Origin of the sequence: Paenibacillus sp. BR2-3, assembly GCF_046529485.1 — a bacterium.
GTDB lineage: Bacteria > Bacillota > Bacilli > Paenibacillales > Paenibacillaceae > Paenibacillus_AQ.
Window position 1 is genome coordinate 2,039,896 of record NZ_CP126311.1, and the last position, 13,322, is coordinate 2,053,217.

The 13,322-nt window shown below is 48.2% G+C and carries 13 protein-coding genes; 11 read left to right on the forward strand and 2 right to left on the reverse strand.

Going from position 1 to position 13,322, the window contains the following annotated elements:
• Nucleotides 1-438 precede the first annotated feature (438 nt).
• The 6 genes from PaeBR_RS09615 (at nt 439) to PaeBR_RS09640 (ending at nt 5,916) form a co-directional block, all read left to right on the forward strand.
• Nucleotides 439-1,374: an ABC transporter permease gene (locus tag PaeBR_RS09615; RefSeq protein WP_410514597.1), complete on the forward strand. Its 936-nt coding sequence runs from the start codon at nt 439-441 to the stop codon at nt 1,372-1,374.
• A gap of 30 nt (nt 1,375-1,404) precedes the next feature.
• Nucleotides 1,405-2,301: a carbohydrate ABC transporter permease gene (locus PaeBR_RS09620; RefSeq protein WP_410514598.1), complete on the forward strand. Its 897-nt coding sequence runs from the start codon at nt 1,405-1,407 to the stop codon at nt 2,299-2,301.
• Between the two features lie 70 nt (nt 2,302-2,371).
• On the forward strand, nt 2,372-3,946 hold the full coding sequence (locus PaeBR_RS09625; protein WP_410514599.1) for a DUF3502 domain-containing protein: 1,575 nt from the start codon (nt 2,372-2,374) through the stop codon (nt 3,944-3,946).
• Nucleotides 3,947-4,015: 69 nt separating this feature from the next.
• Nucleotides 4,016-5,038 carry a LacI family DNA-binding transcriptional regulator gene (locus PaeBR_RS09630; protein ID WP_410514600.1) on the forward strand — a complete coding sequence of 341 codons (1,023 nt, stop codon included), beginning with the start codon at nt 4,016-4,018 and terminating at the stop codon, nt 5,036-5,038.
• Between the two features lie 51 nt (nt 5,039-5,089).
• Nucleotides 5,090-5,293: a hypothetical protein gene (locus tag PaeBR_RS09635; protein ID WP_410514601.1), complete on the forward strand. Its 204-nt coding sequence runs from the start codon at nt 5,090-5,092 to the stop codon at nt 5,291-5,293.
• Complete coding sequence (locus PaeBR_RS09640) at nt 5,272-5,916, forward strand: sugar phosphate isomerase/epimerase family protein (RefSeq protein WP_410514602.1); 645 nt, start codon at nt 5,272-5,274, stop codon at nt 5,914-5,916. Before PaeBR_RS09635 ends, PaeBR_RS09640 begins: the two co-directional genes overlap by 22 nt.
• Before the next feature lie 343 nt (nt 5,917-6,259).
• Here PaeBR_RS09640 and PaeBR_RS09645 read toward each other — a convergent pair whose 3' ends face one another.
• Nucleotides 6,260-6,463, reverse strand: a complete 204-nt coding sequence (locus tag PaeBR_RS09645; RefSeq protein ID WP_410514603.1) for a hypothetical protein — start codon at nt 6,461-6,463, stop codon at nt 6,260-6,262.
• A gap of 126 nt (nt 6,464-6,589) precedes the next feature.
• A complete protein-coding gene (locus tag PaeBR_RS09650) occupies nt 6,590-6,724 on the reverse strand; it encodes a hypothetical protein (protein ID WP_410514604.1) in 135 nt (44 codons plus the stop codon).
• Nucleotides 6,725-7,112: 388 nt separating this feature from the next.
• On the opposite strand from PaeBR_RS09650, the gene iolA reads away from it, so the two are divergent.
• From iolA to iolE, 5 genes are read left to right on the forward strand one after another with little or no spacing between them, the layout of a single operon-like run.
• The gene (gene iolA / locus PaeBR_RS09655; protein ID WP_410514605.1) at nt 7,113-8,585 is read left to right on the forward strand and encodes a methylmalonate-semialdehyde dehydrogenase; all 1,473 of its coding nucleotides are present in this window, start codon (nt 7,113-7,115) and stop codon (nt 8,583-8,585) included.
• A 57-nt stretch (nt 8,586-8,642) separates the two neighbouring features.
• On the forward strand, nt 8,643-9,458 hold the full coding sequence (iolB, locus tag PaeBR_RS09660; protein ID WP_410514606.1) for a 5-deoxy-glucuronate isomerase: 816 nt from the start codon (nt 8,643-8,645) through the stop codon (nt 9,456-9,458).
• A gap of 26 nt (nt 9,459-9,484) precedes the next feature.
• The gene (gene iolC / locus PaeBR_RS09665; RefSeq protein WP_410515135.1) at nt 9,485-10,474 is read left to right on the forward strand and encodes a 5-dehydro-2-deoxygluconokinase; all 990 of its coding nucleotides are present in this window, start codon (nt 9,485-9,487) and stop codon (nt 10,472-10,474) included.
• A gap of 13 nt (nt 10,475-10,487) precedes the next feature.
• Entirely contained in the window at nt 10,488-12,398 is a 1,911-nt protein-coding gene (iolD, locus tag PaeBR_RS09670) for a 3D-(3,5/4)-trihydroxycyclohexane-1,2-dione acylhydrolase (decyclizing) (RefSeq protein ID WP_410514607.1), read from the forward strand.
• A 19-nt stretch (nt 12,399-12,417) separates the two neighbouring features.
• Nucleotides 12,418-13,320 (forward strand): myo-inosose-2 dehydratase, encoded by a 903-nt coding sequence (gene iolE, locus PaeBR_RS09675; protein ID WP_410514608.1) that lies wholly within the window; start codon nt 12,418-12,420, stop codon nt 13,318-13,320.
• Nucleotides 13,321-13,322: the final 2 nt, after the last annotated feature.

Below are 13,322 nucleotides of genomic sequence, written 5' to 3' on the forward strand. Positions count from 1 at the left end.
AGCGGGTAATTCATTTCATGAACAGAGGCCGAATAAAGGGTGACATGGTTCATAAAAAAGGAAAAAGAAACGTTTTCATAAATGCTATGCCTCGATTTTAGTCTCAAGACGAAATATTGTCAATTGCGCCTATAAAAATTGCCATTTATTATATTATAGATCAATAATTGTGAATATATTGTTTTAATATCTAAAAAAAATTATTTGACAGCGCATACAAAAAGGGGATATGCTGCTTTCAAGGGGAATATTGAGAGGAAAATGGAAACGTTTCTATAATATTTTCAAGCTATTTCACTGCGCTGTATAAGATCACAAACCGTTACCCGGTAAAGGTGCCGCCTGAGGCCAATAACTAGAAACTATGATATGCAAAAAGGGGATTTATCAAAGGCATGCATTTGTAGTAATGCATAGTGCAAATTGGAGGTGGACTAATTGGCAAGATTTAAGCTTATGGGTGGAAATATTGGACGGGAAGTCATGAAGAACAAAATTCTTTTTCTTATGTTGTCACCTGTAATTCTGTATTTCCTTATTTTCCACTATGCGGTGATGCCAGGAGCATACGTCGCATTTGTTGATTACAATCTCAGCAAGGGTATTTTCGGCAGCAACTTTATCGGCCTGAAGAATTTCGAGTTTTTGGTTCAAACAGGCGATCTCTGGAACATTACGAAAAATACGCTGCTGTACAACATCGCCTTTCTGGCCTTGGGGAATATCATTCAGATTGTGTTTGCCATTATGCTTTCGGAAATATCGGGCAAATGGTTCAAAAAAGTTTCCCAATCGGTTATTCTCCTTCCCAACTTTATTTCCATGGTTATCGTCGGTGTGTTTGCCTACAACTTATTCAATTTCAACTCCGGTTTTATCAACACGATGCTTAGCGGGGCCGGCCTGGACCGCTACGAGTTTTATTCCGACCCGGGCATCTGGAAGTATATTATTGTGGCCTTCAAAATCTGGGCCGGAACCGGATACGGGATGATTGTCTATCTAGCGACGATAACGGGGATTAATCATGACCTGTATGAAGCTGCTTATATGGATGGGGCGACCACCTGGCAGCGGATACGCTACATGACCTTGCCTATCCTGAAGCCAACGTTTATTCTGCTCCTGCTGTTCGGCATGGGGGGGATTCTTAAGGGCTCTTTTGATTTGTTCTATAATTTGATCGGTACGAACTCCGTGCTTTATCCACAGACGGATATCATCGATACTTATGTCTTCCGTTCCCTGGTGGGGCAATTTAACTTCTCCATGGGTGCGGCAGTGGGCTTCTACCAATCCTTATTCGGCCTGATTCTGGTGCTTGTGGTTAACTTTATTGTGCGCAAGGTCGAACCGGACAGCGCATTGTTCTAACAATTCGGAAACTACACAGGGGTGATGAAAATGAAAAAAGCAAAAGTCAGACAGGATTCGGGCAGCATCATCATTAAAACGTTCAGCTATATTTGCATCACTATCTTTGCGCTGATCTGTTTATTCCCTTTTGCTTTGATGATCTCTTCCTCTTTTATGAACGAGCAGGAAATTGTCCGCGAGGGCTACAAGCTGCTGCCCAATGAATTTTCCTTCAAGGCTTATGAGATGATGCTTAGCAGCTCCACCCAGTTGCTGAGTGCTTACAAGGTAACTATTTTTATCACCGTGGTCGGTACGGTACTGGGGCTGTTTATGATGTCGATGGCCGGCTTCGTACTCAATCGCAAAGACTTCAAGTACCGCAACTTCTTTTCCTTCCTGATTTACTTCACGACGCTCTTTAGCGGCGGCTTGATTCCGACTTATATTCTGATGGTCAAGCACCTTCATCTTAAGGACAGCCTGTTCGCCATGATTCTGCCGGCTGTGGTTGGAGCGTGGTCCATCTTCCTGATGCGTAATTTCATGAAGGCCATTCCGGATTCCTTGTATGAATCCGCCACGATTGACGGTGCCGGCGACTTCCGCATCTACTGGAAGATTTTTATTCCCCTGGCGGTTCCATCCCTGGCTACCATTGGTCTTTTCTCGGCACTCGGCTTCTGGAATGAGTGGTATAACGGGATGCTGTATATTAACAGCCCTGACAAATTTCCGTTGCAGTACTTTTTGCAGCGAATGGTCAGTCAGACCAACCTGCAGGCTTTAATCAACTCCGGGGCTGTTATCAACACCGCCGATCTTCCGACTCAATCCATCAAGATGGCTACAGCTGTGCTGGCTACCGGCCCGATTATTCTTCTGTATCCATTTGTACAGCGATATTTCGTAACGGGTCTCACCATCGGGGCTGTAAAGGGTTAATGGATGTCTCCCATCCGGGGACATTTATTATAAATGAAAATTTTACAAATAGAAAAGGGAGGCTTACCCAATGAAAGGTAAAAAGATATTGTCTTCATTAATGGCTGTTCTCATGCTTACCGGGTTATTGACAGCCTGTTCATCCAATGGAAATGATTCCATCAATTCTCCAAATGCTTCCGGGGCTCCGGCAGCTACTGCGAACACGGGCGGAGTGGATACTTCTAAGGAAGCCGAGCTGGTGTATTACCTGTGGGGCAGTGAAGGTGTACAGAACAAGGCTATTCTAGCCGAAATTAACAAAAAGCTTAAAGCGGACCTCAACGCTACCATTGAAGTGAGGTATATTGACTGGCCCGATATTGCCACCAAATATCCATTGTTATTCGCTTCAGGCGAACAGTTTGATATGTCGCACGCCTCTCCCGGAGCGCCTGTTTCCTATTTTACACTGGCCAGCGAAGGTGCTTTAGTAGATATTACTGACATGCTCGACAAAGTCGCTCCCAAGCTGAAGGCGGAAATTCCGGAAAATGCCTGGCAAAACACAAAGTACAAAGGCAAAATTTATGGAGTTCCCAGTTTATACAGTGAATATACACCTACCGGTTATACCTATCGTTCCGACCTCCTGAAGAAGTACGGAATGGAAAAAATCAACTCCATAGACGATATGGTTAAATACATGGACAATGTTGTCGCAAATGAATCGTTCCCGCCGCTTAACGGCAAGGCTGAAGATGCTGCGAATATGTTCAGAATGCTGGTGGATACCACCGGGATGTGGCTTAACGCACCTGGCATATCATTAAATGAACTTAACCTTGTGACCAAAAGTCCGGTGGACTATAAAACCGTCTTCCATCCGGCCTTCACCCAGGAATTTGAAGATTGGGCAGTGAAGATGCGTGAATGGGCGGATAAAGGGTACTGGGAGAAAGATATTCTTTCCTCAAACCTTGGCGGCAAGGATAACTTTAGAGCAGCAAACTCTGCAGGTTATATGACTCATGCCCAGGACTGGATCGGCTCATATGGAGCGGACATAAAAGCACAGCCGGAATCTGATCCTTACTTCTTTACCTTTGCTGAGGCCAACAAGAAAATCAAGCGCAAGATGGGCGTTGACAACTCGACCGTCATCAGCACAAACTCTGCAAATCCGGAACGCGCTCTGATGGTTATAGAGAAATTCATGACCGATGAAAGTTACTACAACCTCATTCAATACGGGATTGAAGGCAAGCAATATGTCATTGAAGATGGTGTCAAGAAGACTCCCGAAGGGTACAATGAAAAAACGGATGGCGGCGGCTTTGCTGCCTGGTCTTTAAGAAATGACAAATTTGTAGTTCCGAGTGATACCGAAAACCCTGTCCGCAACTCCTTGTTCGCTGAATGGGATAAAGTGGCTATTGATGACCCTTACAATGGTTTCAGCTTTGATCCGTCAGATGTGACTACGGAAATCGCCTCCATCTCCAACGTAAATTCACAGCTTGGCGTTCAGTTGATGCTTGGTAAAACAAGCAAATCTCCAAAAGAAGCGGTCGCAGAATACCGTGATCAGCTGAAGAAAGCAGGAGTTGACAAAGTCATTGCCGAAGTAGAGAAACAACTTACTGAATTTGTTCCTGTCAACTAAAGAAACGCTAAAAGTCGTAAGGGAGCTATATTTATATATAGTTCCCTTCCTTATAAATGGGGGGGTACAGTGGACGTAAACATTAAGGATATCGCGCGGATTTCCGGTGTCGGCATCTCGACGGTTTCCAGGGTGATCAACAACAAGGGACTGGTGAGCAGGGCCACACGGGAGAAAGTTATGAATGTGGTTAAGGAATATAATTATATTCCCAATTCCAACGCGCGCAATTTGAAAACTACGCAATCCAAAAATATTGCACTCATGGTCAAAGGTATTACCAATCCGTTCTTCTCCAACATGATCAGGGAAATTGAACGGCAGGTTAATTTGCGGGGCTACCCCTTTCTCATCCATCAGGTGGAGGACGGGACGGATGAAATCAAAGCAGCTGTCCAACTGGTCAAGGAAAAGAATCTTTGCGGAATTATCTTCATGGGCGGAACCTATAATCATTCCGAAGAGAAGTTCAAACAGTTGAATATTCCTTTTGTGCTGACGACGATCACGACAACCCAGGAGGTTGACCCTGCTATATTCTCCAGTGTCATTATCAATGAATTGAAGGAGGCTTATAAGGCCACCAATTATTTGATCTCACTTGGGCATACAAATATTGGCTTCCTGGCCAAGTCGCCGTTATTGGATGAAACCACGGGCAACCGCCGGTTCCTCGGCTACAAAAAAGCGTTGGAAGAGCATAATCTGCCCTACGATTCCCATCTGGTGGAGGATTGTGAATACAGCCCGAGCTCGGGATTTAATGCCACGCGCAGACTGCTCAACAAGAACAAGGGCGTTACCGCTATTTTTGCGGCGTCCGACACGATTGCCATGGGCTCGGCCAAGGCCGTGCTTAGCGCCGGCCTGTCTATTCCCGATGACATCTCGATCATCGGCTTTGACGGCATTGAGATGGCCGAATATTATCATCCCTCTCTCGATACGATCAGCCAACCGGGTACGGAGATGGCATTATCCAGCGTGGGCGTCCTCTTTGACCTAATTTCCGAACGGTCAGGCAACCAGCATATTGTCTACGATGCGGTATTGCTGAAACGCGGCTCCTGCAAGATGATCAAGGCTCGTTAGCCGATTCCTAATTCCTCAAATTATAAACCGAATATAGGAGTGGTACACAAGATGCAAGATACATTGAGAATAGGTATTTTAGTCGGTGGCGGAGATGCTGTCAGAGTCATTCCGCAAATTATCGGGCATGGATTCGAATCGTTTAACCTGAACTTTTGGCAGACAACCGGTGAAACAAATCTTGTAGAAACGGCGGCGCGATTACGGGAGCTGGCCGCGACAATGCCGATACTTTGGCCAGCTGGGAGCGGCTGATTGAGCATGCACATTTATTCGGTACGGATATAGTATCCGGTTTCACCGGACGTCTGCCCGGCTTGTCCATTGACGAGTCCATACCGAAATTTGCAGAGGTGTTCGGAGAACTGTCGAAAAGAGCGGCTGATCGCGGCCTTAGAATTGCTTTTGAGAATTGCTCCATGGGTGGGAATTGGCAAACCGGAGACTGGGATATTGCCCACAACCCTGCAGCCTGGGAGAAAATGTTCAATGCTGTTCCGGCAGACAACCTGGGACTGGAATGGGAACCCTGCCACCAGCTGATCGCGCTGATTGATCCGATTCCGCAGCTGCGCAAATGGATGGACAAAGTGTTCCATGTACATGGCAAGGATGCCACCATCGCCTGGGATATCGTCAAGGAATATGGCATTCATGGTCCAAAACCTTATGTCTGGGACCGGACGCCGGGCTTCGGGGATACCAACTGGGTTGATGTGATCACCATTTTGCGCCAGGCCGGCTACAAAGGGACGATTGATATCGAAGGCTGGCATGATCCTGTCTACCGGGATGAGCTGGAAATGACCGGACAAGTCCATGCGCTGAATTATTTGAAGCACTGCCGCGGCGGCAGCTTTGTACCTAATCCGATCTAATACAGAAAGCGGGAAACACCCATGAAGCAGTCCGCACAAAGCTTAAAGTGCTGCGTTCTCAACGCAATAACGTATCCATGGTCCGTCCGCGACATGAAAAGATTGTAGTGAAAGGAGCAGGCTAAGCGCCGCTCCTTTTTGTTTGCTGATTTGTCCATAATTTTTTACGGTTCCCCACTGATTGTTGTCTGCTTTCCTGGAAGTATATTATACTGTGAAAAAATTACTCAGGAATATAAACAGCATAACGATTCTTAGCAAGCTATATATACCTTGCCGACTGTCAAGACAATTATGCGATCCAGGCTGATTGATCTGATAAATCCGGGATTGTCCTTAAAGCTTACGCTTCTATGTGCGCCTGCAGGCTTTGGAAAGTCCACTTTGCCGGAGCAGTGGACACGCCAAGCCGCTGAACCTCCAGCGTAGTTTCCGTTGATGAAAGAGATAACGAACCGGTGCGATTCTGGCAGTATGTCATTGCAGCATATAAGATTGGCAGCTCATAAGGCATAGCCGACCCACAAAGCACCCGTATATTTCGCATTTACAAAATCCTCTTGAAGTTGCTTATTTCCTGGTACCCCGCAATCCACTTCGATCAAGTTATAATCCCGATTCAGCTATTTTAAACCGTTGCCTTCCAATAGGTTGACTAACCCTCCACAAAAAATCAGGCTGCTTTTACAATGGCATGGGCTTCATATATCTGTGGGGTAAGTGAAATGTCAGCAGACTGAAGGGTTGCAGCAGTTTTACGTTTAAAGTAATCGTTAAGCGGAAGTTTGGGAGCCAGCCAAGATGACATCCGAAAGATAAGCGCATCCAATATAGTGTTTTTTTCTTCCCGGTTCTTTCGACCCGAATAACAGCCTCCAAGGCGGTAAATAAGTCATCGCTTTTTTAGGTCATACACGAAGGGATACTAATATATTATCAATAATAAATCAAAAGTTTATCAAAACATTATTAATTTTCTTAAATCACTTCATGGAATTCGGAAAATTCACTTAACTTATAGAAAATAAGGCGAAAATGGATTTATTGTGTACGAATTTTCAAGAAAATTATGATAAAAATAGATAATAATCATAAATGTATTGACTGAAAGCGTTTTTAATAATATCATTTGATTATAAGTTAACCAAAACATTATCAATACATCATAAAACTGAATAACCAGAGGAGGAAGAAAAATGGTTCAAGTAGTAGAAGTGGAGAAACTGAAAAATTACATCAACGGTGAATGGGTGGAAAGCAAAACAACCCGTTATGAAGATGTATATAACCCGGCTACCAAAGAAGTTATCGCGAGGGTTCCGCTCTCGACGAAGGAAGATATCAATTACGCTGTAGAAGTTGCGGAGAAGGCATTTCAGAAATGGCAAAAGGTTGCCGTGCCGCGGCGAGCCAGAATTCTGTTCAATTTCCAACAGTTGATCACGCAGCATAAAGATGAACTGGCCTGCTTGATAACCATTGAGAACGGCAAAAATCTCTCGGAAGCACTGGGTGAAGTTGGCCGCGGGATTGAGAATGTGGAATTTGCGGCAGGTGCTCCGTCGCTGATGATGGGGGATTCGCTGGCGAGCATCGCCACTGATGTCGAAGCCGTAAATTACCGTTACCCCATCGGCGTTGTCGGCGGAATTGCACCGTTTAACTTTCCAATGATGGTTCCGTGCTGGATGTTCCCCATGGCGATCGCGCTGGGCAATTCCTTTATTCTGAAGCCTTCGGAGAGAACGCCGCTGCTCACCAAACGCCTGGCGGAACTGTTCACTGAAGCGGGACTTCCCAATGGGGTATTCAATGTTGTGTACGGTGCGCATGATGTGGTAAATGGCATTCTGGATCATCCGGCCGTTAAGGCGGTATCCTTCGTTGGCTCCAAGCCGGTAGGAGAATATGTATACAAGCGGGGCAGCGAGAATCTCAAACGGGTTCAAGCCTTGACCGGCGCCAAGAATCATACGATTGTTCTAAACGATGCAGATCTGGAAGATACGGTAACTAACGTCATTGCCTCGGCATTTGGTTCGGCCGGTGAACGCTGCATGGCCTGTTCGGTTGTCACGGTTGAGGAAGGAATCGCTGATGATTTCTTGGCGCTGCTGAAGGAGAGAACGGCGCAGGTTACCATCGGCAACGGTATGGATGACGGGGTGTTCCTCGGTCCGGTAATCCGTGAAGAAAATCAGAAGCGCACCGTTCAATATATCGAAAAAGGTATTGAAGAAGGTGCGACACTATTGTGTGACGGCCGTGAGCGCATCTCGGAGGAAGGCTTTTTCATCGGCCCGACTATCTTTGAGGATGTCACTACAGACATGACGATCTGGAAGGATGAGATCTTTGCTCCGGTTCTGTCGGTCATCCGCGTGAAGAATCTTAAAGAGGCGGTGGAAGTCGCCAACCTTTCGGAATTTGCCAACGGGGCCTGTATTTTCACTTCCAATGCTTCAGCGATTCGTTACTTCCGTGAAAATATCGATGCGGGGATGCTCGGCGTAAACCTGGGTGTGCCGGCACCGATGGCCTTCTTCCCGTTCTCGGGCTGGAAATCTTCCTTCTACGGTACACTGCATGCGAACGGGAAGGACAGTGTGGAATTCTACACGCACAAAAAAGTGGTAACCGCGCGTTATGTAACGCCAACCTTTGAATAGAATGCGGCGATTCGGTTAACGCGGATAATGACAGGAAATGGTGAGGAGGCCGGGTTTATGGGCAAGTTGCTGCGGAAACCGCAGAAGGGCGAAGCCGGGGACAATGTGAGGATCATTCAAGAGATTACGCGAGAGAATTCCCCGCTGCAATATATCGAATTTAAAGCGCTTGAGCTAGGCGCGGGTGCCGTATACGGCGAGACACTGGGCAAAATGGAATGCTGTATCGTCGTGCTGACGGGAACTGTGCATGTGAGCGATGGCGAAGAATCCTTCCGCAATCTGGGCACCCGGCAAAGCGTGTTTGAGAGAAAGCCGACGGACAGCGTCTATGTATCGAATGACCGGTCTTTCGAGATTGAAGCGGAAACGTCCGCACGGGTGGCACTCTGCTATTCGCCTTCACTGGAGCAGCGTCCGACCCGCTGGATCAAAGCTGCGGAGAACGGGGTCGAGCAGCGGGGCCGGAATAACAATAAACGGCTGGTCCATAATATTTTGCCCGATTCCGATTTGTCGGTGAACAGTCTGCTAGTCGTGGAGGTCTTCACGGAGAGCGGCAATTGGTCCAGTTATCCTCCGCATAAGCATGATCAGGATAATCTGCCTGCGGAATCCCTGCTGGAAGAGACTTATTATCATGAATGTGATCCGCCACAGGGCTTTGTGTTCCAGCGTGTCTATACGGACGACCGTTCGATTGATGAAACCATGACGGTGGAGAATGGAGATGTGGTTATCGTCCCGGCGGGCTATCATCCGGTCGGTGTTCCGGAAGGATATACCTCTTATTATTTAAATGTGATGGCCGGGCCGAAGCGGATCTGGAAATTCCACAATGATCCCGCCCATGAATGGATTTTGCAGCGTTAAGTTCAATATGAGGAGTTGAGTTAGTGATGAAGTACGAGTTCAAGCGTCAAGCGAAGTTCGATATCATTGCCATCGGCCGGGCCTGCATTGATTTAAATGCCACAGAGTATAACCGCCCTATGGAAGAAACCATGACCTTCAGCAAATATGTAGGCGGCTCACCGGTGAATATCGCCATCGGCAGCTCCAAGCTGGGACTTAAAGCCGGATTCATCGGCAAGCTCTCGGACGATCAGCATGGACGCTTTATTACCAATTATATCCGCAATTTAGGCATTGATATCTCCGGTGTTGTGCTGGATCAGGAGGGGCATAAATCGGGATTGGCTTTTACCGAAATTCTAAGCCCGGATGAATGCAGCATTCTGATGTACCGTCAGGATGTCGCCGATCTGTATCTGGAGCCCGGTGAGGTTCATGAGGATTACATCAGTCAAGCCAAAGCGCTGCTGGTATCGGGAACAGCTCTTTCCAAGAGCCCTTCGCGTGAAGCTGTGCTCAAAGCGGTCAGCCTGGCCCGCAAAAATGATGTCAAGGTCATATTCGAACTGGATTACCGCCCGTACACATGGACTTCGGAGGAAGAGACTTCGATTTATTATTCCCTGGTCGCCATGCAATCTGATATCGTCATCGGCACCCGGGATGAATTCGATAGGATGGAGAACCGTAAAGGGCTCAATGAACAGACCGTCCATTATTTGTTCCAGCATTCCCCGGAACTGATTGTAATCAAGCACGGGGTAAAAGGCTCCTACGCCTATACGAAATCCGGTGAAAGCTTCAAGAGCCGCGCCTATATGACTCAAGTGCTGAAGACGTTCGGTGCGGGAGACTCTTACGCCTCCGCCTTCCTCTACGCCCTGTTCCAGGGAAAAGAGATCGAAACCGCTCTGAAATATGGCAGCGCTTCCGCTTCAATAGTAGTCAGCAAGCACAGCTCATCCGAGGCTATGCCAACCGTTGCGCAGATAGAAGAATTGATAGCATCCCACGAACAAGCGATACAACACTAATCGAGGTGAAACCATGGCAACCGTTAGATTGACTACAGCCCAGGCGTTAATCCGTTTTTTGAACCAGCAGTATATTTGTGTCGACGGCAAGGAGACTCCTTTTGTCGAAGGTATCTTTACAGTGTTTGGACACGGCAACGTTGTGGGAATCGGCCACTCGCTGGAACAGGACGCAGGGCATCTGAAGGTAATCCAGGGCAAAAATGAGCAGGGCATGGCGCTTGCAGCTATCGCATACAGCAAGCAGATGCTGCGGCAGAAAATTTATGCGGTCACCACATCCGTCGGTCCGGGAGCGGCCAACCTGGCCGCGGCCGCAGGCACGGCGCTATCCAACAATATTCCCGTGCTGTTTCTGCCGGGAGACACCTTTGCCTCGCGCCAGCCTGATCCGGTGCTGCAGCAGGTGGAGCAGGAGTACAGCGCCGCCGTTACGACGAATGACGCGCTGAAGCCGCTGTCCCGGTATTGGGACCGGATTACACGTCCGGAGCAGCTGATGTCCAGTCTGATCCGCGCTTTTGAAGTGATGACCGATCCGGGCAAAGCCGGGCCGGCCACAGTCTGCATCGCCCAGGATGTCGAGGGAGAAGCATTCGATTACGATGTGAAATTCTTCTCAAGACGCGTGCATTATCTGGACCGCAAGCTGCCGACAGCACGGGAACTGGAAGGCGCCACGGAGCTGATTAAAGCCAGCAAGAAGCCGGTCATCCTGGTTGGCGGAGGAGCCAAATACTCGGAAGCCAGAGAGATTCTGATGGAGCTTTCACGGAAACATCAGATTCCGCTGGTGGAGACCCAAGCCGGCAAAGCCACGGTGGAGTTTACCTTTGCCAATAATCTGGGCGGCATGGGTATTACGGGTACGCTGGCCGCGAATAAGGCCGCACGCCAGGCCGATCTGATCATCGGCATCGGCACCAGGTATACCGACTTCGCGACTTCGTCGAAGACAGCGTTCGATTTCGAGAGAGCGAAGTTCCTGAATATCAATGTCAGCCGGCTGCAAGCCTACAAGCTGGATGCGTTCCAGGTCGTGGCCGATGCCCGGACCACACTGGAGCAGCTTGCTCCCCTTCTGGAAGGATATACTAGCGAATTCGGCGGAATCATTGGCGACTTGAAGGAAGAATGGCTAAGCGAGCGTGAGCGTTTGAGCAAGGTGGTGTTCACCCGCGAAGGCTTCGATCCGGAAGTCAAGAATCAATTCTCTCAGGAAATACTCAATGAATATGCCGATGCTCTCGGTACGGAACTGGCGCAGACGACGGCGCTGATCGCCATCAACGATACCATTCCGCCGGACAGCATCATTATCGGCTCTGCCGGCTCACTACCGGGCGATCTGCAGCGGATTTGGAATCCCACGGTGCCGAATACGTATCACCTGGAATACGGCTACTCCTGTATGGGCTATGAGGTATCAGGCACACTGGGCGTAAAGCTGGCCGCTCCGGACAAGGAAGTGTATTCCTTCGTAGGCGATGGCAGCTTCCTGATGCTTCACTCGGAGTTCATCACGGCGATTCAATATAATCACAAGATCAACATTTTGCTTTTCGACAATTCGGGGTTCGGCTGCATCAACAATCTGCAAATGGAACAGGGCGGGGGCAGTTACTTTTGTGAATTCCGCACGCATGACAACAAAATCCTCAACATCGACTATGCCAAAGTGGCGGAAGGCTACGGTGCCAAAGCCTACAAAGCCAACACGGTGGAGGAATTAAAAGCCGCTTTGGTGGATGCCCAGAAACAGACGGGATCTACTCTGATAGAAATGAAAGTGCTTCCGAAGACAATGACCGAGGGTTATGACTGCTGGTGGCATGTGGGTGTTTCAGAGGTTTCAGATAAAGAGAGCATCCGCGATGCCTATGAATCCAAGCAGGAGAAGCTCAAAATTGCAAAGCAATATTAGAACTAAAGGGGGATAATTTGTGAGTGCAAAAGAGATTGTATGGGGGATAGCTCCTATAGGCTGGCGGAATGACGATATTCCGGAAATTGGAGCAGAGAATACTCTGTCACATCTGCTCAGCGATATTGTGGTGGCAGGATTTCAGGGCACCGAGGTCGGCGGATTTTTCCCCGAACCGCAAATATTGAACAAGGAACTGGCGCTGCGTAATCTGAAGATTGCCGGCCAATGGTTCAGCAGCTTCATTATCCGGGACGGTGTGGAGACCGCATCTCAGCAGTTTCACAAACATTGTGCGTACCTGCATGAAGTGAACGCGAGCGTAGCAGTCGTATCAGAGCAAACCTATAGCATTCAATGCACTCACAAAAACGTGTTTACTGAAAAACCCGAATATACGGATGAAGAATGGAATGCGCTGGCCCAAGGTCTGAACGTGCTCGGACAAATTGCCGGACAATACGATCTTAAGCTGGTGTATCACCATCATATGGGAACGGGTGTTCAAACCGCTGCCGAAGTGGACCGCCTGATGGCTGCGACCGATCCCCAGCATGTTAATCTCTTGTATGACACCGGCCATATTTTCGTATCGGACGGCGACTATATGACACTCCTCAAGAAGCAGATCGGCCGGATCAGACATGTTCATTTCAAGGATGTCCGCCAGGATGTCATGAATCAATGCCGGAAGGATGGCAAGGCATTCCTTCAATCCTTCCTCAGCGGTATGTTCACGGTGCCCGGCGATGGAGCGATTGACTTTACGGAAGTGTTCCATTTCCTGCTGGCCCATGATTATAGCGGCTGGATTGTTGTCGAAGCCGAGCAGGACCCTGTAGTTGCCCATCCGCTGGAATATGCCTTGAAAGCACGCAAATATATCAATGAATCCTTGCTTACAGTGAAGGAGGGGAAATAGTT